Source organism: Taibaiella lutea (assembly GCF_008629695.1).
Taxonomy (GTDB): domain Bacteria; phylum Bacteroidota; class Bacteroidia; order Chitinophagales; family Chitinophagaceae; genus Taibaiella; species Taibaiella lutea.
Genome location: NZ_VWSH01000003.1, coordinates 86,766 through 108,412, shown reverse-complemented (window position 1 = coordinate 108,412; position 21,647 = coordinate 86,766). Strand labels below are relative to the sequence as shown.

General features: G+C 39.9%; 15 protein-coding genes. 6 read left to right on the top strand and 9 right to left on the bottom strand.

The window, feature by feature from the left end:
• Nucleotides 1-171: 171 nt before the first annotated feature.
• The gene (locus F0919_RS11610) at nucleotides 172-3,909 is read left to right on the top strand and encodes a T9SS type A sorting domain-containing protein (protein ID WP_150032936.1); all 3,738 of its coding nucleotides are present in this window, start codon (nucleotides 172-174) and stop codon (nucleotides 3,907-3,909) included.
• 93 nt (nucleotides 3,910-4,002) lie between these two features.
• Here the strand turns inward: F0919_RS11610 and F0919_RS11605 are convergent, their stop codons facing one another.
• The 4 genes from F0919_RS11605 to dapF form a co-directional block, all read right to left on the bottom strand.
• On the bottom strand, nucleotides 4,003-4,497 hold the full coding sequence (locus tag F0919_RS11605; RefSeq protein WP_150032935.1) for a YfbM family protein: 495 nt from the start codon (nucleotides 4,495-4,497) through the stop codon (nucleotides 4,003-4,005).
• Nucleotides 4,498-4,576: 79 nt separating this feature from the next.
• Complete coding sequence (locus F0919_RS11600; RefSeq protein ID WP_190277364.1) at nucleotides 4,577-5,023, bottom strand: hypothetical protein; 447 nt, start codon at nucleotides 5,021-5,023, stop codon at nucleotides 4,577-4,579.
• Nucleotides 5,024-5,139: 116 nt separating this feature from the next.
• On the bottom strand, nucleotides 5,140-5,553 hold the full coding sequence (locus F0919_RS11595; RefSeq protein WP_150032933.1) for an EVE domain-containing protein: 414 nt from the start codon (nucleotides 5,551-5,553) through the stop codon (nucleotides 5,140-5,142).
• A 64-nt stretch (nucleotides 5,554-5,617) separates the two neighbouring features.
• Nucleotides 5,618-6,400 carry a diaminopimelate epimerase gene (gene dapF, locus F0919_RS11590; RefSeq protein WP_150032932.1) on the bottom strand — a complete coding sequence of 261 codons (783 nt, stop codon included), beginning with the start codon at nucleotides 6,398-6,400 and terminating at the stop codon, nucleotides 5,618-5,620.
• 133 nt (nucleotides 6,401-6,533) lie between these two features.
• Here dapF and serA point away from each other — a divergent pair, with 133 nt between their 5' ends.
• The gene (serA, locus tag F0919_RS11585; protein ID WP_150032931.1) at nucleotides 6,534-7,763 is read left to right on the top strand and encodes a phosphoglycerate dehydrogenase; all 1,230 of its coding nucleotides are present in this window, start codon (nucleotides 6,534-6,536) and stop codon (nucleotides 7,761-7,763) included.
• 103 nt (nucleotides 7,764-7,866) lie between these two features.
• Nucleotides 7,867-8,646, top strand: a complete 780-nt coding sequence (locus F0919_RS11580; protein ID WP_190277363.1) for a L,D-transpeptidase family protein — start codon at nucleotides 7,867-7,869, stop codon at nucleotides 8,644-8,646.
• Nucleotides 8,647-8,728: 82 nt separating this feature from the next.
• Here the strand turns inward: F0919_RS11580 and cmk are convergent, their stop codons facing one another.
• On the bottom strand, nucleotides 8,729-9,421 hold the full coding sequence (gene cmk / locus F0919_RS11575) for a (d)CMP kinase (protein ID WP_150032929.1): 693 nt from the start codon (nucleotides 9,419-9,421) through the stop codon (nucleotides 8,729-8,731).
• 198 nt (nucleotides 9,422-9,619) lie between these two features.
• On the opposite strand from cmk, the gene F0919_RS11570 reads away from it, so the two are divergent.
• The 3 genes from F0919_RS11570 (at nucleotide 9,620) to F0919_RS11560 (ending at nucleotide 11,786) form a co-directional block, all read left to right on the top strand.
• Entirely contained in the window at nucleotides 9,620-10,480 is an 861-nt protein-coding gene (locus F0919_RS11570) for a 1,4-dihydroxy-6-naphthoate synthase (RefSeq protein WP_235903503.1), read from the top strand.
• A gap of 139 nt (nucleotides 10,481-10,619) precedes the next feature.
• Nucleotides 10,620-11,480, top strand: coding sequence for an SPFH domain-containing protein (locus F0919_RS11565; RefSeq protein ID WP_150032928.1), 861 nt, complete (start codon nucleotides 10,620-10,622; stop codon nucleotides 11,478-11,480).
• A gap of 120 nt (nucleotides 11,481-11,600) precedes the next feature.
• The gene (locus F0919_RS11560) at nucleotides 11,601-11,786 is read left to right on the top strand and encodes an Arc family DNA binding domain-containing protein (RefSeq protein WP_150032927.1); all 186 of its coding nucleotides are present in this window, start codon (nucleotides 11,601-11,603) and stop codon (nucleotides 11,784-11,786) included.
• A gap of 3 nt (nucleotides 11,787-11,789) precedes the next feature.
• Here the strand turns inward: F0919_RS11560 and F0919_RS11555 are convergent, their stop codons facing one another.
• The 4 genes from F0919_RS11555 to F0919_RS11540 form a co-directional block, all read right to left on the bottom strand.
• The gene (locus tag F0919_RS11555) at nucleotides 11,790-12,560 is read right to left on the bottom strand and encodes an AMP nucleosidase (protein WP_150032926.1); all 771 of its coding nucleotides are present in this window, start codon (nucleotides 12,558-12,560) and stop codon (nucleotides 11,790-11,792) included.
• Nucleotides 12,561-12,716: 156 nt separating this feature from the next.
• Nucleotides 12,717-15,566, bottom strand: a complete 2,850-nt coding sequence (locus F0919_RS11550; RefSeq protein ID WP_190277362.1) for an Ig-like domain-containing protein — start codon at nucleotides 15,564-15,566, stop codon at nucleotides 12,717-12,719.
• A 181-nt stretch (nucleotides 15,567-15,747) separates the two neighbouring features.
• A complete protein-coding gene (locus F0919_RS11545) occupies nucleotides 15,748-18,987 on the bottom strand; it encodes an Ig-like domain-containing protein (RefSeq protein WP_150032924.1) in 3,240 nt (1,079 codons plus the stop codon).
• 263 nt (nucleotides 18,988-19,250) lie between these two features.
• Complete coding sequence (locus F0919_RS11540) at nucleotides 19,251-21,647, bottom strand: Ig-like domain-containing protein (protein WP_150032923.1); 2,397 nt, start codon at nucleotides 21,645-21,647, stop codon at nucleotides 19,251-19,253.

Below are 21,647 nucleotides of genomic sequence, written 5' to 3'. Positions count from 1 at the left end.
AAAAGCATTCTATTCAAGATCATTCCTGTTGAGAATAGAATAAAGAAAGCTAAATAAATCTCATATTTACATGCAATATTTTGTTTGTATTTAAACTTTTGTTAACTTGGTCAGTCTTTTTAGTGCAGTTACTATTCCAATAACAACATTTTAACCGAAAAAACACCATCGATGATGCACAATTTACAAGTCAAAAAAGGCTGCCGTACACTCAATGTAGCCTTTGTCACGGCCTTCCTTCTGCTTACTTCTGTCTTTGTCGGGCGGGCACAAACCACCATTACTACCACAGGTTCATTTACAAATGATACAACGCTAAGCACAGTAACATTTAATTTTCAGAATACAAACAGTTATGCTGTTGTAATAACCGGCTTAGACGGTATCATGGCCGACTACGGACAGAACTATGTGGCATTATGGTATAAAACGTCAGCTATTAATGGTAGTCCCGGCGCTATTGATGTTTCTAACGGCTGGACTATGTATACTTCCTCCGGAAATGTCAGCGGTATTGCCAACATTTCAAATAATACTACACAACCATTTTTAACAGGTATGAACCTTGTTATTCCAGCCAATACAACTTATGGTTTAGCTGTTGTAGCTACCGGATCGGGAGCCATGCTTAGATGTGGCCTTGGTTCACCTGCATTCAGTATCGGAGGAGGTGGCTGCAATGTAATAAGTGGCAGCAATTCGGGATATGCAAGCAATAATCCGCCACCTGCAGCACCTAACTTTTCACCTGTTGCATGGCTTGGTAAAATAACTTTTGCACAGGTTGTAGCATGTACAGGTACTCCTGCCGCAGCAACTATTTCGGGGCCTTTGAATGTTTGTTCCAATGCTTTGTTTACACTTACTTCGACTCCTTATCCTGCCGGAACAACTATCAGTTATCAATGGCAAAAATATAATAGCGTAACACTTGTATGGGAAGACATTGCATCGGAAACAAGTAATACTTATAATTGTGTTAGTGGTATTACTGCCGCTACTCAATTCAGATTGAAAACAAGCTGTACACCTTCAGGCACACCTTCTTATTCAAATACGCTTACAGTAAGTATTGGCGGCGGGCTGCCCGGCGGTGTTTATACTATTAATAATAATGCACAAAGTTCTGCAACCAATTTCGTTTCATTCAGCGCAGCAGCTGCGGCAATGCGTTGTGGTATTACAGGAGCTGTTACGCTAAATGTTGACCCTAATTCCGGACCATATACAGAGCAAGTAGCATTTAATAATATTCCGGGAACCAGTAATGTAAATAAAATCAGAATAAACGGTCGCAACAGGATATTGCAATATGCCAACGTCGATAACACAAATCCGGGGATACTTAATATATTGGGAACCAGATATATTACAGTAGATAGTTTAACAATAAGAAGTTTAAGTACATCAATTGGAATAGGTGCGGTGATATCTGACACTGCTAAATATGATTCCCTTACGCATTGCTTTGTTGACATGAGATCACTTAATGTAACAAGTTCAGCTTATACTGCAGGTGTTTCTTTGTCCAATTATTATTATAACTCCAGTTTTGATTATTCAAGTACGGAAAATTGCTATATAGGCCACAATTATATTCTTGGCGGAACAGGCATTGGCGGCCCTTATTATGGTATTATTGATGATTATTATTACAACAACCAACAATATCAGACGGATAGCGGTAATGTAATGGACTATAACACAATTGAGAATTTTGTTTATGGAGGTATTCTGACAAGCGGTGATAACGGAACTTCTATTTGCTACAATGATATTCACAGGACCAATAAGGCAAGCACATCTTATTTTATGGGTATCAGGGTTTATTCAGGTGATTATAACAATAATTCATCCGCACTCAGCTTAAATAAAATAAAAATTGTAGGAAACAGGATACATGATCCGTCGAATCAGTCATCAAATACCGGTTTTATGGGTATCTATGTTTTGACTGACTGGTATAATGGTCTTAATAATAACAATGAACAAAGTAATATCCTTATTGCAAATAATGCCATCTATAACGTAAACAGCAGTTCGTCAAGTTATGTGTATGGCATTTATTGCATTGGCGGCAATAATTATAATAATAACTCCACTACAGATTGGGATACTACAAAGATTTACCACAATACTATTGACCTGAGTATGGTCAATTCGACTACAGCAGGAAATACAGTTGGTATCTACTATATTAACGACTACTATAATGGTAACACGAATAATGATGATGAAGCGTTGTTTATAAGAAACAATATAGTTACTGTTACGGGCAATAATACCTCAAATGCAGCTTTTGGTTTTCTTTATACTGACAATTATCTGAATAACAGCAATTATGAAATCTACCCTCAACGTAATAATTTTTATCTGAATAATCCTGCCACTACTCAATATTACGGTTCCTATAATGGTGTGAATTACAATACCATGGCTGCTTTTCAGCTTGCAAACCCTACAATGGAAGTGGGTTCGTTGAGTGTTAATCCGCAATATACTTCACCTGCAACGGGCGATTTGACACCATTGAACTATGCTTTGTATGGTAACGGATTAAATGTTCTGGCAGATGTGTCAACAGATATACTTGGCAGACAAAGATCTTCTGCTCCGACTCCCGGTGCGTTTGAAATTACTACAGATGCAGGTGTTTCGGCTCTTGCATCGCCATTGGGCATCTATTGCAGCAGTATAAAAATGGTAAGCGTCGTTCTTCATAATTATGGCATGCTGAATGTTACGAATACTCAGGTGCAATGGACTCTTAACGGTGTAGCACAACCTACTGTTGCATTCACAGGAAATATTGCTCCCAATGGAAATGCCACTGTCAATTTAGGGAACGGTTTGTTCCTGCCCAACACTCCAGTTACCATCAAGGCCTGGACATATATGCCTAACGGCCAGACAGATGGTATTCCTACGAATGATACCTTAACTATTACGACGCAATCTTCTACCAGTGTTCCTGTAGATATAGGTCCGGATGATTCTATCTGTACAGGTAATACCCTTACCTTAAATGCAGGCTATCCGGGTTCCAATTATGTTTGGGATAACAACTCTACAGCACAAACGCGTACTATCCAGAATGCAGGTACATACTATGTAATGCTTACTGCTTATGATGGATGTATAGGTGTCGATACGATGAAACTTTATTTAAGACCATTGCCTGTTGTGGATTTGGGTCCTGATGTTGAAATATGTGAAGGCACGACTTATACTTTTGATGCCGGTCATCCGGGAGCAACTTATATGTGGGATAACGGTGTCACAACGCAAACCCGTACTGTAGATACAGCCGGCGATTACGAAGCGCAGGTAACAGATGGATTTGGTTGTACAGGTGTCGATAATGTTTCTGTTGGGATGAAAGACATCCCGCTTATTGACGGTATCAACGCTACACATGCCGATTCGGGCCTTTACACTTTCTATCCGCTAAACCCGCGTTATATTATCAACTATGTCTGGAACTTTGGCGATGGAACTCCTGAAGTTTCGGGTTATATGGTACAGCACCAGTATGCGCACAACGGCATATATACCGTCACGCTTAAAATGGAAGGGGAGTGTACCGGCTTGATTGTTGCCAAGTCAAGGACAGTAGATGTATTCAATGCGAGCGGCGAAGGAACCGGTATCAGCAATACTAAGTTCAATGGCGATATATCACTCTACCCTAATCCGGCGAAGAACACTTTGCAGATTGACAATAAGTCAGATGCCAAAATGAAAAGAGTAGCTGTTTACAATACTTTGGGACAGCTGATTATTGACCAGGCAGCTGATAATGCGCAACATCATCAATTAAATACTTCCATACTTTCAAGTGGGTTATATTCTATCAGAATTGAAACTGATAAAGGTATAGCAGTACAGAAATTTGAAGTAATGAAATAGATTCAGGACAGAGTTTAGAATAATACAAAGAGCGCTGAAATATAATTTCAGCGCTCTTTGTATTGAATATTGTTGTAATTGTGGTTGCCGATTTTATTCGATGAAAGTAATAATGGCTTCTTTATTTTTTGAAGCAGTTGTAAATACTTCCTGTACTGTTTCAAAATATTCTATAAGATAATCATCTACCTCTTCTTCATCCCAAACATTGTTGGGATAAACACCAATCTCTTTCATGTCTTGCGCATTGAATTTCTCTTTTAAAGAAGAAGGAACAATATCCCTGATTTGTTCCTGCAAATTCTTTACTTCTTCAGGACTTAAATAATGAGCTGGCCCCGTGCCAAGATTCAGGTTTTCATCTATCAGTTGATTACTGAATATTAATCTGGACAAAGGCTCGGATGTATCGGAAGAATTTTTACCCGTCAGCAGATAAATAATACCATCCCAACTTTTGTCAATATCATATCTTCTTGTATCATTTGCTGCTTCATTCAAAACTCTTTCGGTCAATAAATTGCTGTCCGATAAGTAGTTTGTCAATTCTTCGGCGCTGGCCCGCAAAATCTGGAGATGCATACCCATAAATCAGTAATTATATTTTGGGGACGAAATTAAGCAAAGCGAAAGATTATAGCTGATAGTAACTTCATAACTACGATAGTTATAGATCATAAGCCAGATATTCTTTCGAGAATTTCAGATAATAAATCGTAACAACATCTCCTTCCCTGAAAGCCCGGTATGGGTCGGGCGTAAATGTTTTGATAGCATCGCAATCAAGCCAATAAATATTGATGCCAGCAGGTGTATCGAATACTTTTATGACGGAAGTTTGTTCTTTTACAATCATGCCATATTCTGCATCATGCTTGTAATGTATATTCATCTTTTTAAACTTCGGATAAGCAAGCCAGAAAGCGAAGATGAAGCCAATAGTAACTACAATCAAAGGAGCGAAATTTATTTTATTTTCCGGTTGGCCAGCTAATAGCTGACCTCCGGTAATAACAATATAAGCAAGGATCAAGCAGGAGATTAATACAGTCATATTACGCTTGTAAGGCCTAATATATCTGCCTCTTATTTCTTCGCGAAAATCGGGTTCCATTATTATGTATTCCTGCTGCTTCATTTCATAAAGATAACATTAGGTTCATTAAATAGCATGATCAATCAATAATGTATAAAGAGCTTTTAAAAAGTTGTCAGTTCTGAACTGAAACATCAGGCTTTCTCTCCTGCCATTTTCATAATAAGTTTATACTCTGCTTCTGTTACTTTACCTACCGACAAACGTCCCAATCTTATCAAATCCATATTTTCCAATCCGGGCGTTTGCTTCATTTCTGCAAGTGTAACAGAATTCTTCAAAGCTTTTACAGGTTGAAAGTTTACGGCAACCCAATTCGTATCTTCTGTGGAAGGGTCTTGATATGCTTCTTTTGAAACCTTTGCTATTCCAACTATTTCCAGCCCTTCATTGCTATGATAAAAAAATGCCTTATCACCTTTTTTCATATCACGAAGATTATTGCGGGCAGCATAGTTGCGAACACCATCCCAAAAAGTTTCTCCATCTTTTACAAATTGGTCCCAACTGTATTTGAACGGTTCGGATTTTATAAGCCAGTAATTCATTGTTAGATATTAGACTTTAGATATTAGATTTGATATGATGAATTAGAATTTAATTCATGGAATTTTAATCTTCAATTTCAATATTTCCTTCAAACACAAATTTTGCGCCACCGGTAAGAATTATATTTTCCGCTGTATCGGCAGTTCGCTTTTCAAACATCACGGAAAGGTCACCGCCTTTTGCTTTAACGGCAACTTGGAAAATACCTGTTTGTTGTTTTACGGAAGCTATTGCAGCAGCAGTGACACCGGTTCCGCAAGCTAAAGTTTCGTCTTCCACACCACGCTCATAAGTCCTTATTTTAAGGCCTTTTTCTTTTGGTGTAACGAAATTTACATTAATGCCTTTTGGTTGAAATATTGCCTGATTCCTGATATTGCGGCCTTCTTCAAAAACATTCACCAAATCCGTGTCAACAACCTCTTTTATATAATGTGGCGAGCCCGTATTCATGATGGTGTAACCATTCTCAAATTGAATGGTGTTAATGTCCGACATGTGCAAAGACACGTTATTATTGGGTAAAATAACGGCATCGTGGATGCCATCAATGGCTTTAAATGTTGTTTGTTTTCCGACAATATTTGAATGATACGCAAAGGCAGCAATACAACGCCCGCCATTACCGCACATAGTGCTTTCGTTGCCATCGGCATTATAATATATCATCTCAAAATCTGCTTCGGCCGTATTTTGCAGCAACATCAAACCATCTGCTCCAATACCAAATCTTCTGTCACAAAGAAATGCTATTTGTGATGTATTAAGTGCTATAGAAGCCTCGCGGTTATCAATAATAACGAAATCGTTTCCTGCTCCCTGATATTTATAAAAGTGGATGTTCATTGCAGCGCAAAATTAAATCATTTGCCTCAAAAGCCTGAATAAGTATTAAAAGTAATAGGCATTACTAATACTCAGATAGAAGCTTACATTTAATAATTCAAAAAAGGTAATTTCGCATCATACAATTTTAAAGATGAGCGATACGAGTTACCCGAAGGAAAAAATCAATATTCTATTCCTCGAAAATATCAGTGATAAAGCTGTTGATTTTTTCAAAGAGCATGACTATGTAAATATCACGAAATTAAGCGGTGCGCTTAATGAAGCTGAGCTTATAACGGCTATCAAAAATGTTCATATTCTGGGCATCCGTTCCAAAACGCAAATCACGCCTGCAGTACTGGCCGCAGCCAATAAATTACAAGCTATCGGATGTTTCTGCATAGGCACAAATCAGGTGAGCCTCGAAACAGCTACAGAGCTTGGCATTGCTGTGTTCAATGCACCTTACAGCAATACCAGAAGCGTGGCGGAATTAGTTATTGGCTTGAGCATTATGCTTATGCGCAGGATTCCCGACAAAAATCTCTCTGCTCACCTCGGCATCTGGAACAAGGATGCAAGCGGCAGCTTCGAGCTGCGTTCCAAAACAATTGGCATTATTGGTTACGGTAATATTGGCGCACAGGTAAGTGTTATCAGCGAAGCGCTTGGCATGAAAGTTTTGTATCATGATCATTCCAAGAAACTGCCCATGGGCAATGCGCAATCCTGCAAGACCCTGAAGGAACTGATTGAAAATAGCGATATTGTTACGCTGCATGTTCCGGGTGGCGCTTTGACTGAAAATATGATAAATGCAGAAACACTTCAATATTTTAAAAAGGAAAGCATTCTGATAAATTGTGCCAGAGGTGAAGTGGTTGATTTGAATGCATTGGCAGAAGCCATTAAAAATAAGAACATTTCGGGGGCTGCTGTCGATGTTTTTCCTGAGGAGCCGGATCATAATGGGGCTGCTTTTAAATCACCTTTACAAGGTTTGGAAAATGTAATCCTTACACCGCACATCGGCGGTTCCACTTTAGAAGCACAGGTAAATATCGGCGAAGATGTAAGCGCCAAACTTTTCAACTACCTGGAGACCGGTGAATCTTCCGGTTCGCATACTGTTCCGCCTATCGGCTTACCTCCTGTAGAAGGAGCACATCGTATTTTGCATATACATAATAACGTCCCGGGTGTTTTGAGCGCCATTAATACAGCGCTTTCCAATTCGGGTGTAAACATTATTTCGCAATATTTAAAAACCAATGACAAAATTGGTTATGTGGTTTTAGATGTCAATAAAAGTCTTTCGCATCAGGCGATTGAAGTATTAAAAAACGTTGATGAAACAATCAAAGTACGGTTGCTTTATTAACTGTCCGGCAACTATCGGGTTGTTAATTGGGAGAGGACTATATCTCAGCTTTTCAAAAAATCAATATCTTTACGACTCATTTATAAATTATTTCCAATACCAGATGCGATTTTCCCTTCAAAAGGCTTATTCTTTCTTAGCGTTCGTTTTAATATTTTTTACCGGTAGCGTGCAAATATTTGCCCAGGCTGACAATTCCAATTTCAAAAATTATCAGTTGGCTGCTCCCCGTGTTGCCAAAGCTTATGCACAATACAATGATTTGCTTAAAAAGCAATTTGAAGCCAAGGGCCTGAATTATCCTCCAAAGAATATTTACATCCGTGCTTTCAAGGCGCAGAATGAATTGGAGATTTGGGTGAAAAACAATGATAACGATACTTTTACTTTGTTTAAGCAATATAAAATCTGTGCGCTTTCTGGCTCGTTAGGTCCTAAACGCTGGGAAGGCGACAGGCAGGTTCCGGAAGGCTATTATTTCATTTCCAACTTCAATCCCAGCAGTGATTTTTATCTGTCCCTGTTGTTGAGTTATCCTAATTATTCCGACATGTTGCTGGGCAATAAAGCAGATCCGGGTGGAGATATTTATATTCACGGAGGTTGCGTTACAATAGGATGCCTGCCTATGCAGGATGAAGGCATTCAGGAAATCTATACACTGTGTCTTAACGCAAAAATCAACGGGCAAAATAATATTCCGGTTCATATTTTTCCAACAAGATTCAATAAGGCCGGGCTTAACTTTTTAGGACGTGAATATGCGGACGATGTAAACCGTCAGCGTTTCTGGATAAACCTGAAAGCAGGCTATGACCATTTTGAAAGGACACATACGCTCTATCCTGTAATGTATAACCAGGAAGGAAAGTATATTTATTGATAATTATTTTTTGAGTGTAGTTATAAAAGATTAGAGCCGTTGCAATGCAACGGCTCTAATCTTTTAATATATTATTTCATCTCTAAAGTACTATTTGCTTTGCTTCCCTAACTTCAGCAATCCATTGTAAAGCAAGCTTCAATTGCTCTTCTCTTGTCATGTCACTGTTATCCAACACTCTTGCATCTTCCGCTTTTCTCAATGGACCTTCTTCTCTGTTGCTATCTATATAATCTCTCAGTTCCAGGTTATGCCTTACTTCATCTAAAGTAACATCCGGGTTGGTAGCATACATCTCCTGAAACCTTCGTTTGACACGTATTTCAGGGTCGGCAGTCATGAATATTTTTAATTCCGCATCAGGAAAAACAACGGTGCCTATGTCTCTGCCGTCCATTACCATTCCTCTGCGCTTACCCATTTCCTGCTGTTGTGCAACTGCAAATTGCCGCACTTCCTTTATTGCCGCAACTTCGCTGACTTTATCAGCAACAATTAAGTCACGGATATAACGCGAAACATTTTCACCATTCAGGAAAATATCAGAACTTTTAGTTTCCGGATGAGATTCAAAATGAAGTGTAATATTTTTCAACGCTTCCTTTACCTCATCCGTATTTTTTATCGAAACATTTTGTCTGAGTAAATATAATGTTATAGCCCGGTACATTGCCCCCGTATCGATGAAAGCATAATGCATCTGTGCCGCAATTTCTCTTGCCAGCGTACTTTTCCCACATGAAGAATATCCGTCTATGGCAATGATGATTTTCATATTTCTTAATTTTATCGCTCAGGGAAAGGTCTGTTTTTAAAAGAAGATCATTTCTGATTCCACAGGCAAATGTAAGATTTTTTGCGCAGATTTTTTGATAGGATGTATTCACAAAACCTATGACACCAAAGCTCTTGCAGCCATTGAAAGCATTAACTTTGCGGCGTATTTTATCTTTAATTTTTATTACTCCAGACAATGGCATCCGATAAATTGACATTAAACTTAGGCTTTAGCCCTTGCCCCAACGATACTTTTATTTTTGATGCAATGGTGAACAATGGAATGGATACAGGCAATTTAGTATTCGATTATGTAATGGAAGATGTGGAAACACTTAATCAATGGGCCTTTGAAGGCAGACTTGCTGTCACCAAATTAAGTTATAACACTTTATTGAAAGTAAGCGACAAATACGCATTAATGGATAGCGGAAGCGCTTTAGGTCGTGGCGTAGGGCCTTTGGTCATTTGCAAAGCTTCTGAATTCGAGAAGATAAAAGATCATGCAGATTATTTCAAACAAGCCAGAATTGCTATTCCGGGAATACATACTACAGCCAATCTTTTATTTTCCCTTGCATTTCCGGAGGCAAAAAATAAAACAGAAGTACTATTCAGCGAAATAGAAGAACGTGTTTTAAATGGTGAATTTGACTGCGGGCTTGTGATTCATGAAAGCAGATTTACCTATCAGCAAAGAGGCCTTGAGAAAATAATGGATATGGGCGATTGGTGGGAAAAGGAAAGTGGCGCTGCCATTCCATTAGGTGGTATTTGTATCAGAAGAGATATTCCCGTTGAGATCGCGAAACAAGTTGAAAATCTTATTCGTAAAAGTTTAGAACTTAGTTGGAAGACCTATCCGGAATTATCCGACTTCGTAAAAAACAATGCACAGGAAATGGAAGAAGACGTAATGCGCAAGCATATTGAGCTTTATGTAAATGAATATTCTTTAAGCCTTGGAGCAGAAGGAAGAAAAGCTGTTGATACTTTATTTAAAAAAGCGCAGAAGCTTAATCTGACCGGAACCCAATCTTCCAATGTTTATTTATAAAATTAATGGTGGGCGTTTTAATCAGGAAGGTTTTTACCTTCCTGATTTTTTTTGCAAATGCCAATTGTTAATGTTTTGGCTGTTATTTCAAGATGATATAATTTTGATATCACATTAAAATCACAAAACAATTTCAGTTATGGAAAAACTAATACGCCCCACCAGTGGCTGGCTTATGTTACTGGTTAATTTACTCCTTATATGTTTTTGCATTTTTTGCTTCAGCAAACTTCCTGATCCGCCGTTTGTAGTTGCAGGTATCGTATTTGCCATTGCATCATTGATAACTATGGGTGGCTTTATTGCGATAGAGCCTAACAACAGTAAAGTATTGACGCTATTCGGTTCTTATATCGGCACGATCAAATCAAGTGGTTTTTATTGGACAAATCCCTTTTATACAAAAAGGAAAATATCACTCAGGGCTAATAATCTTGACACCAAAGCCATCAAGGTAAATGACAAACATGGCAATCCGATTATTATCGGCGCAGTGGTGGTATGGAATGTCGATAACTCTTACAAAGCTGCTTTTGAGGTGGATAATTATCCCTCCTTTGTTTTAACACAAAGTGAATCGGCCATCAGAAAACTTGCAGGTCATTATAGTTATGATAATTTTGAGGATGAAAATGCTGAAATTACTTTGCGCTCCAGTGGCGATGAAGTGAGCCAGATGCTGGAAAGGGAAATCGCTGAAAGACTTGCCATTGCAGGCATTGTAATCATTGAAGCACGTATTTCCCATCTTGCTTATGCAGAAGAGATTGCAAGTGCAATGCTGCAGCGTCAGCAAGCTACCGCTATTGTTGCCGCAAGGTCCAAGATTGTGGAAGGTGCAGTGGGCATGGTTGAAATGGCACTGGAACAACTATCTAAAAAAGATATTGTTACACTTGATGAGGAACGTAAAGCTCAGATGGTAAGTAATTTAATGCTGGTGCTTTGCGGAGATAAAAGTGCGCAGCCTGTTATAAATGCAGGTAGCATCTATCAATAGCAAAAATGGTTGTGGATTATTAATTTAATTCACAACCATCTGATATAATTAAAGTTATTGCAGGATATTTTAGTAAATCTCATCTTTGTATAAAGCAAACCGTGCAGAAAAAAATAAAATTTGGAGAAGAAGAATTTCATATTACGATTGGACGAACAACTCTACGAAGCTTTGGCACGTTGGGCTGCCGATGATTTCCGCAGCATCAACGGCCAGGTAGAATGGATAATTCATAATGCACTGAAAGAAAACGAACGACTTCCGAAACCTAAAGTTAAAAAGGCAAAGTCATCACCTGATAACTGATTTTTAAAACTGAAGATGCTTCACGGTCAATCCGTTATTTATTAACTGTTTCAGCGAATCTATTCCTATTTTCAGGTGAAGTTCGGAATAAGTTTTTGTTACCTTGTCATCACCTTTAGATGTCTTTACGCCTTCCGGAATCATAGGTTGGTCAGATACTAACAACAGCGCCCCCGTTGGAATTTTATTTGCAAATCCGGTAGTGAATATTGTAGCCGTTTCCATGTCAATAGCCATAGCACGCAAGCGTTTCAGGTAAAGTTTGAATTCTTCATCATGCTCCCATACTCTTCTGTTGGTCGTATAGCATGTTCCCGTCCAATAATCCTGTGCATAATCCCTTATAGTTGTAGATATCGCTTTTTGCAAGGCGAATGCAGGCAGTGCCGGCACCTCAGGGGGGAAATAATCATTACTCGTTCCTTCACCTCTTATAGCAGCAATAGGCAATATTAAATCGCCTACTTTATTTTTCTTTTTCAGGCCGCCGCATTTTCCCAAAAACAAAACCGCTTCAGGCTCTATAGCCGAAAGCAAATCCATAACAGTCGCAGCGCCGGGGCTTCCCATTCCAAAATTAATAATAGTAATACCTTCTGCTGTTACACATTGCATCGGCTTTCCGATTCCTACAATCGGTTCATTATGTATCTCGGAAAATAATTCCAGGTATCGATGAAAATTGCAGAGCAAAATATATTTTCCAAACTTTTTTAATTCTTGTCCTGTGTAGCGCGGCAACCAGTCTTCTACTATTTCTTTTTTATTTTTCATATCCATTCTTCTTTCCTTAAAGATAAAACATTTTACACTCGTTCCCGGCATTTTACAATAAAGCAATAAATTCCTGATTATAATTTCACATTACATTGCAAAATAAAGAGCACCTGCAATATTACAAGTGCTCTTTAATCATTATTCTATAATTCTTTATCTTACAATCTGCACTTGCTGATTCACAAAACCTTTGTTTGTAAGGACTCTGACAAAATAAATGCCTGTGCTGAAGCTTTCAACAGACAGTTGATGTATGGTTTCTGAATCTGCTTTATGGCGATACACCATAGCACCCAGAGCATTAAAGACCATCACATCTTTCATTTTATAGTCAGCATTTGTATTGCTGATGTTCAATACAGATTTTGCAGGATTGGGGTAGATATTTAGTTTGAAGTTTTCTTTGTTTATCGTTACTGTTCCTGTTGGTAAATCAACATTTATTTTTTGACTTACAGCGTATTCTGAGCAATCATTATAAACCCTTAATGTTACATTATATTCGCCTGATGCCGCAAATACATGTGTTGGGTTTATAGCCAGTACCAATGGTGAACCGTCACCAAAATTCCATTCGTAGCCATTTACATTTGTCGGATTCAAAGGAGAGAATTCAACTCTACCTAATTCTTCATAAAACTTTGGTATAAAATTAAAACCTTCTGTGCGTGGTGGCGGTAAATACGCTATATGTGTAGTGTCACTATTAACACAGGAATAAGGTGTTGTTATCGTTACAAAGTAAGTACCGGAGTCAGAAGCGTTAATAGTCTGGCTTGTTGCGCCGGTATTCCATAAATAGCTGTAACCGGAATTGCCTGCATCCAATACAACAGATGCGGAAGAACAGATTGAAGTGTCATTGCCAAGATTATCAACAGGCAGCGGACGCATGTTTACATAAGTACTGCTTGTAAGTTTACAATGGTGAGCACTTTTAATCTCTACAGAACGTGTGCCGCCTGAATCTACAGTAATGGTTTGCGTAGTGGCGTTTCCCGGTATCCAGAAAAAAGTACTTCCCGTATTTCCTGCATTCAATGTTGTTTCACTTCCTTCACATAAATTGGTTGTATCAGGAAGATTGTTTACCGGAGCAATACCCGGCGTAATTGCAATGGTATCTTTTTTAGAACATCCATTCACCGTAACATCGGCAATGTATTGTCCAACAGCATTGGTTGTGATGGTTTGTGTGGTTTGCCCGCCGGGTGACCATAAATAAGTTCCGCCTGCATTGCCCGCATTCAGCGTGAGTGAAACCCCTGGGCATAAAGTAGTGTCATTGCCAAGATTTACAACCGGCACTGGACGAATGGTAGCCACCACAGTCTCTCTCGGACTTGCGCATCCCGACGAAACATAGAAATTATAAAAGTAGTAATAATTGGCCGCGTTCGTAGCGCCATTTACCCAAGAAGATACCATTGTAATTACGTTAGGTATACTGTAATTGGCAAAGGTCGGGTTTATGGACTGTTCCCTGCTCAGAGAAACAGTAGTACCGTTTAATGCAAGTATTTTGTAATCGTTTCCTGTTGGAATGCTATAATTAACGGGCAAATAAATTTTAACACGTGAAGTGGCGGTGGCGCCTATTCCGGCAAAAGTAAAAGTATCTGTTTTTAATATTGTGTTGGCTGCATTTTGTAGTTGAACGATTATCTTTCCTGTGTCGGACACTACCCATACACCTACACTATCAAGGTTAATATTGGAAAGGGTATTAAAACGGATACCCTGACCTGTGTTATTAGGAGTTGCCTGAGCTATACCTGTATAATCATTCCGGCCTGTCTGACCTATAGATGATAACTGAACAGCTTCTACATAGAAATTAGTAGTAGCCGTCAATGATGGAGTAGTAAAACTGTTTCCTGCACCGATACTAGTGCCACCCATAGCCGTACTATACCATTTAAGGCTTGCTCCGGTACTGGAAGTAGCTTCTAATGTAACGGTACCCGGTCCGCAATTAAAGCTGTCTTTTTTTGAAGGCATAGCAGGGGCGTTGCATAATGTTGTAAAATTCGTAACAGCAGACCATGTGCTTGTATCCCCGGCAGTACAGATTGCTCTTACATAATAATTATAAGAGGTGGAAGGAGTCAATGGTGGGTTTAGAGTATAAGGTTTCGTTGCTGTAAAAATAGAAGTTCCTCCTGTATTGACATTGAAACCAGAAGTGCCATATTTTATCTGATAGCTGATTGGTGTACCTGTCTGATTCCAGTTTAAACTTGCAGTGGTAGATGTAACACCCGTAGCTGTTGGCGAAGTAGGAGCAGCACAAGTTATAACAGCAGCTTGATCAATAGATACAGCCATTACATTTAAAGTGGGAGAAGTACTTGTGGATGCTGTTCTCGTAATTTGAATGCCGTTGATTAGCTTACCTTGGTTTGCCGCATTAATAGCAATGCTATATTGATACAAATTAGGACCATTAGTACCGCTATTAAGAGCATTTGTTGTGCGGTTCAGACGCTGAAAGCCTGTATAAGCAACATTTGTACCTCCGTACCAATCTGCTACTACTATTCCCGTATTTATCTGATTTGTGCCATCCGTAAAATTCGTTTGAACAGTTATAGTACTGGTACCGCTACCTGTTACTGCCAATAAATAAAGCGTCTGGGCATTATAGGCAGTCTGAAATGTAAGGGTAGCTGTAGTATTAGTATTCATACGCAAAACATTATTGCCGGTATAAGCTGCCATTTGATAACTTAATCCTGTAGTTAATGCGCTATTAATAATACCGTTTGCCGGAAGGCCTGTAGTGCATGGTGTAGAAGTTGCCGTTTGTTGCCAGCCATTGGATACTAATACAAAACTGGCACCATCCACTGTCGTGCTTGTTGTTGCAGTAGCAGTACCCACTCCATTAGCTATTACATCAGCATTTAATCCTGAAGTTATTGTCAAAGGTATATAGGCAGCATCTACGTTAGAAAAACTTAAAAGTAAAACAGTTAAAATGCATGGAAACATTTTTTTCATAGAAATTTTTTTAAAAGACCACATTAAAAGGTAGGGTAAAAATACATATTGATGTGGGATTTAAAAAATTATATTTTCCTGTTGCTAATACATTTATAAGTCATATAATATTTATACTTACTGGTAAACAAAAGTGCCTGTCCTTAAATATAGGACAGGCACTTTTGTTATTTCAAAATACTTACTTTACCACCTGTACCTGCTGGTTCACAAAACCTTTATTGGTAAGTACTCTTACAAAGTACACGCCCGAACTCAGGCTTTCGACAGACAACTGATGCATGGCTTTTGAATCTGCCTTTTGGTGATAAACCATGGCACCAACAGCATTAAAGAGCATCACATCCTGCATTTCATAATCCGCATCTTTATTGCTGATGTTCAATACTGATTTTGCAGGGTTCGGATAAATATTCAGGTTGAAATTATTTTTATTGATAGTTGCAGTTCCTGTCGGCAGGTCCACATTGATTACCTGGCTGAGCGAAAAATCCGTACAATCATTATATACCTTCAATGTTACATTGTAATGGCCCGATGCTGCAAATACATGCACAGGGTTCATGGCTGTCACCAATGGCGAGCCATCGCCGAAATCCCATTCAAATGAATTTACGTTTGTAGGGTTCAGGGGATAGAATTCTACCTTGCCCATCTCGTCATAGAACCTCGGGATGAAGCTGAAGCCTTCTGTCCTTGGTGAAGGAAGGAAAGCAATATGCGTGCTGTCCGTGTGTTTGCAGGCATAAGGTGTGGTTACCACAACTACATAGCTGCCCGAATCTGCAGTGCTGATAGCCTGCGTAGTAGCACCTGTGTTCCATAAATAACTGTAACCCGGGTTGCCTGCATCCAATACCAGTACAACAGATTCGCATATGGTGGTATCGTTGCCAAGGTTATCCACAGGCAGGGGACGCATTTTTACATATGTGCTGCTGGTAAGCTTGCAATGGTTGGTGCTGGTTATAACAACGGAACGTGTGCCACCGGTGTCTACATTAAGCGTCTGTGTGGTAGCTCCGCCAGGTGTCCATACAAATGTGCTTCCCGTGTTTGCTGCATTAAGGGTCGTTTCATCTCCAGCACACAAATTGGTCGTATCAGGAAGGTTGTTTACAGGTGCAATACCCGGTATAATCAAAATAGTGTCCCTCTTCGAGCATCCGTTTACGGTAACGTTTACGATATACTGTCCGACTGCATTGGTGCTGATAGTTTGTGTGGTCTGTCCGCCCGGCGACCAGAGATAGCTTCCGCCTGCATTACCTGCATTCAGCGTAAGCGAAACACCCGGACAAAGCGTGGTATCAGGGCCAAGGTTAACGGTTGGTATAGGCCTGATGGTTGCTACTACCGCCTGCCGTGGCGTGCTTTCGCATGTTCCTGAAATAGCTGAGATATAATAGGTAGTCGTTACGCTGATGGAAGGCGTGGTGTAACTGTTACCTGTAGCTAAAGCTGTTCCACCTGTTGCAGCCGGATACCATTTGATGGATGCTCCGGAAGTCGTGGTTGCCTCAAGTATTACGGGGCCGGTTCCGCAATTAAAGCTGTCCTTCTTTGAAACTACAGATGGCGCATTGCAAAGAGTTGTAAAATTGGTAACAGGCGACCATGCGCTGGTATCGCCCACAGAACAGATAGCCCTTACATAATAATCATAAGAAGTAAAAGCTGTTAAAGGCGGGTTTAAAGTATAAGGTTTTGTTGGGGTAAATATAGAAGTACCTGCTGTATTTACATTGAAGCCCGGAGCGCCGTATTTTATCTGCCATTGTGAAGGAGTGCCAAGCTGAGTCCAGTTTAAAGATGCAGTAGTGGTGGTAATGCTTGTAGCTGTCGGTGAAGTTGGTGCAGGGCAACTTGCAACCGAAAGTTCATGTGCGCCGATAGTCGGCAATGTACCACGTGCATTGTTATCATAATCCACTGTAACACCTGCAATCGGCGTTGCCGCTCCTGCAAGATTGGCAATATTGGATGCATTGGCAGCTACCAGATGCAAATCAGTCGCAGCAACAAATACAGGCGCTACGTTTTTAGAATTGTTCAATGCATTTTGAAGGTTTGTCTGAACATTTGCCAATGTAGTCTGATTGCTTCCGGCATAAGCCAGATTCGCAGCCGTGGTATAATAATCATTGTAATTGATTACCGAAGTGCCTGGATTGGCAGATACGGAATACACGCTGAATTTGTTAGTAGTATTTGCAGCTGTATGGGCAAATATGTTATTCCTGATATTAAGTCCTGTGATGCCGGATGCTATGTACAATGCGGCCTGATAGCCTGTAGCTGTAGTTGTAGGATCTGTATTCATATTTACAGAGTTATATCCTATGTTGTAACCACTTCCGGCACCGATTGCAATACCGTAGGCATTGCTGGCAATCGTAGCAGAACCACTGGAAGCAACATCCGATATAAAGTTGTTATAAACATTTATATTCGAACTGGCTCCGGCATTTAACAATATCCCGCCTTCGAGAACCGCAGTAGTGAATCTTGCCCCGGTAATTGCATTGCGTGTTATATTACCATTTGTACATCCTGCACCAATGGAAACAGAAGCAGGAGCTACGTTCGTATTTATTGCGTTTTGCCACCTTATAGTATTCTGACTGATGGTAAAGTTGGCCTGATTCAGCATGAAGATACAAGCATTGGTAAACTTAGTGTTTACATTTGCTGTAGGATCACCGATAACATTCCCGATGATCTGATTACCTGTTTCCCCGATGCCCGCACCGCCATTAAAAACAACAGCTGCATTCGCGGAATTAAATAAATTGTTCTGGATAAGGTTATTGTTGTTAGCTCCTGTGGTTGCAGAGGTAGCTATCCAATACCCTGTCAGCGTTGTGGTACTGCTGTAAATACAAACGCCCATATAAGCAGCACCAAGCGTATAACTTGAACCTAATATCTTGCAATTTTTAATTACATTGTTGGTGGCGCCATTCGTTCCGTTACTGGCTAACCAGATATTGCTTCCTTGTCCGGAACCGCTGCTATTACTGTTTTGAAAGGTAAGATTCTGCGTAGTGGTACCATTGTTGGAACCGTCGATTGTTACATTGTCGGCGCCGTCTAATTTAATGGAAGCCGTATTATCAGTAGTATTTGTAATTACAGGATTGGCTGAAGCCGCAGGTTTAATAGTTATGGCTGTATAACTGGCCGAACCGGAACCGCTTGCATTAAGGATAGCAGTGGTGCCCTGTGAAAAACTTGCTGTAATGGAAACAGTGATGCTGCCCGTATGTGTACCATTATTAATAGCTGTAAAAGCTGTAATGAGGTCAGTATAGGCCGTTGGCCCTAATGTGCCACCGGTGGCTGTTACCGAAACCTGCGCATATATTTTACCAAGAACAGACAGACCGATAAAGAAAAGCAATGTAACAAAACGCTTCATAGAAAGATTGATTATTTGGTTATTGGTTATTTTGAAAGCTCCATTTTATAAATTACAAGCCCTGAAAAAGCTTCAAAAATAACGCTTTGTTTTTTTCGCCTGTAAAATACAACTTAAGTAGAAATATCGAGGTAAAGACAGCTTTTATATCTTTCATGTTGGGTAATCAGGTGCGTCTTTTCGAATTAAAAAACTATTATCATAAAAAAACGGCTATCTCATTCAAGAGTAGCCGTTTCTTTATATAAAGATAATATAGGAATTTATTTTACAATCTGTATTTGCTGATTTACAAAGCCCCTGTTTGTAAGCACCCTTACAAAATAAACACCGGAACTCAGGCTTTCCACAGATAGCCGGTGCATGGCCTTTGAATCTGCTTTTTGGTGATAAACCATTGCACCCAAGGCATTAAAGAGCATTACGTCCTGCATTTCGTAGTCTGTACTTTTATTGCTGATATTTAATATAGATTTTGCCGGATTGGGATATATCATCAGGCTGATATCGTTTTTATTAAGCGTAACCATGCCTGTCGGCAAATCAACATTTATCTTCTGGCTTAATGAGAAATCAGTACAATCATTATAAACTTTCAGCGTTACATTGTACTCGCCGGAGGCGTTATAAACATGTGTCGGATTTATTGCCGTTACTAATGCAGAACCATCTCCGAAATCCCATTCAAAAGAGTTTACGTTTGTAGGGTTCAATGGGGTAAATGATACTTTACCTAATGCATCATAAAATTCAGGTATAAAATTGAATCCTTCTGTCCTCGGAGAAGGAAGGAAAGCGATATGTATGCTATCAATGTTGACGCAAGTATAAGGTGTTGTCACAGTTGCAATATAAGTTCCTGAATCTGAAGCGCTGATGGCCTGACTTGTGGCACCCGTACTCCATGCATAACTATAGCCCGTATTGCCAGCATCCAATAGCAGCGTAGTGGATTCACAGATAGAGGTATCATTGCCCAGGTTATCTACAGGTAACGGACGCATTTTTACGTAAGTACCGCTTGTAAGCTTACACCCATGCATGCTTTTTATGCTTACAGAATAAGAACCACCTGTGCTTACATTCAGCGTTTGCGTAGCGGCACTTCCCGGTGTCCATAAGAAAGTACTTCCTGTGTTTCCTGCATTCAGGGTTGTTTCACTGCCCTCACATAGATTCGTGGTGTCGGGGAGGTTATTCACAGGAGCAAGGCCGGGGGTGATAACTATAGTGTCTTTGTTCTCGCATTTATTCACTGTGACCGATACGGAATATTGTCCGACCGCATTTGTAGTTATTGTTTGCGTAGTTTGTCCGCCAGGTGACCATAAATAAGCACCTCCGGCATTTCCTGCATTGAAGGTGTAAGATATTCCCGGACAAAGTGTGGTATCATGTCCAAGGTTTATAGCAGGAATCGGTCGGATAGTTGCTACCACAGCCTGTCTGGGTGTACTTTCACAGGTACCGGAAACGGCGGAAATATAATAAGTAGTCGTTACACTGATAGATGGCGTGGCATAGGAATTACCTGTGGCTAATGCAGTTCCTCCTGTTGCAGCTGCATACCATTTTATGGATGCACCTGAAGTAGTGGCTGCCTCAAGGTTTACAATTCCTGTTCCGCAATTGAAACTGTCTTTCTTTGAAACTACAGAAGGCGCGTTACAAAGAGTCGTAAAATTAGTTACAGGTGACCACGCGCTTGTATCGCCCGCAGTGCAGACAGATCTTACATAAAAATCATACGAAGTAGAAACATTTAACGGTGGGTTTAATGTATAAGGCTTGGTTGGCGTAAAAATAGAAGTACCTGCTGTGTTCACATTGAAACCGGGAGCGCCATATTTAATCTGATAATTAATAGGTGTACCTGTATTATTCCAGTTCAGGGAGGCTGTTGTTGTTGTGATACTTGTTGCCGTTGGCGATGTCGGGGCCGGGCAGGATACAATAGTTGATTGCTGAATACTCGCCGCGAATATGTTCAGGGTTGTTTCAGTTCCTGTATTCGTTGTTCTTGTTATAATAACATTTGAAAGCAGTTTGGTTTGGTTAGCGGCATTGATTGCAAAAGTATATTGGTATAAGTTAGGACCGTTGAAAGCATTATCAGCAATATTGGTAGTCCTGTTTAATCGCTGCATTCCTGTTAACGCGATACCGGTACCACCATACCAATCCGCAACGGTTATGCCCGTGGAGGTCTGGCTGGAACCATCAGTAAAATTAATAACAACAGTCATTGTACAGGAACCACTACCTGTTACTGCCAATAGGTAGAGATTTTGAGCTGCCTGCGGAGTAGTAAAGGACATTGTATAAGGGACATTGTTATTGGGAATTCTGATATCATTATTACCTGAATAAGATGCCATTTGAAATGTCAGTCCGCTCGTAGCTGCACTATTGATAGTTCCGCTTGCAGGTAATCCTAAAACAAAAGGAGTAGAAGATGAAGTCTGTTGCCAGCCTGTGGAAACAAAGCAATAGCTCACAGCATCTACATCATTAGTAGTAGTGGTCAACCCGGTCCCAACTCCATTTGCTATTACATCGGCATTATATCCGGAGGCTACTGCCATGGGAACATAAGCAGCGCGGGCATACTGCTGAATAAACAAGATGCTGAACGCTGCAAAAAGTAATTTTAATTTCAT

Coding starts and splice junctions, on each gene's coding strand:
- F0919_RS11610 (WP_150032936.1), top strand. CDS start 172: ATGATGCACAATTTACAAGTCAAAAAAGGCTGCCGTACACTCAATGTA.
- F0919_RS11605 (WP_150032935.1), bottom strand. CDS start 4,497: ATGGGTATGCATCTCCAGATTTTGCGGGCCAGCGCCGAAGAATTGACA.
- F0919_RS11600 (WP_190277364.1), bottom strand. CDS start 5,023: ATGGAACCCGATTTTCGCGAAGAAATAAGAGGCAGATATATTAGGCCT.
- F0919_RS11595 (WP_150032933.1), bottom strand. CDS start 5,553: ATGAATTACTGGCTTATAAAATCCGAACCGTTCAAATACAGTTGGGAC.
- dapF (WP_150032932.1), bottom strand. CDS start 6,400: ATGAACATCCACTTTTATAAATATCAGGGAGCAGGAAACGATTTCGTT.
- serA (WP_150032931.1), top strand. CDS start 6,534: ATGAGCGATACGAGTTACCCGAAGGAAAAAATCAATATTCTATTCCTC.
- F0919_RS11580 (WP_190277363.1), top strand. CDS start 7,867: ATGCGATTTTCCCTTCAAAAGGCTTATTCTTTCTTAGCGTTCGTTTTA.
- cmk (WP_150032929.1), bottom strand. CDS start 9,421: ATGAAAATCATCATTGCCATAGACGGATATTCTTCATGTGGGAAAAGT.
- F0919_RS11570 (WP_235903503.1), top strand. CDS start 9,620: ATGGCATCCGATAAATTGACATTAAACTTAGGCTTTAGCCCTTGCCCC.
- F0919_RS11565 (WP_150032928.1), top strand. CDS start 10,620: ATGGAAAAACTAATACGCCCCACCAGTGGCTGGCTTATGTTACTGGTT.
- F0919_RS11555 (WP_150032926.1), bottom strand. CDS start 12,560: ATGAAAAATAAAAAAGAAATAGTAGAAGACTGGTTGCCGCGCTACACA.
- F0919_RS11550 (WP_190277362.1), bottom strand. CDS start 15,566: ATGAAAAAAATGTTTCCATGCATTTTAACTGTTTTACTTTTAAGTTTT.
- F0919_RS11545 (WP_150032924.1), bottom strand. CDS start 18,987: ATGAAGCGTTTTGTTACATTGCTTTTCTTTATCGGTCTGTCTGTTCTT.
- F0919_RS11540 (WP_150032923.1), bottom strand. CDS start 21,647: ATGAAATTAAAATTACTTTTTGCAGCGTTCAGCATCTTGTTTATTCAG.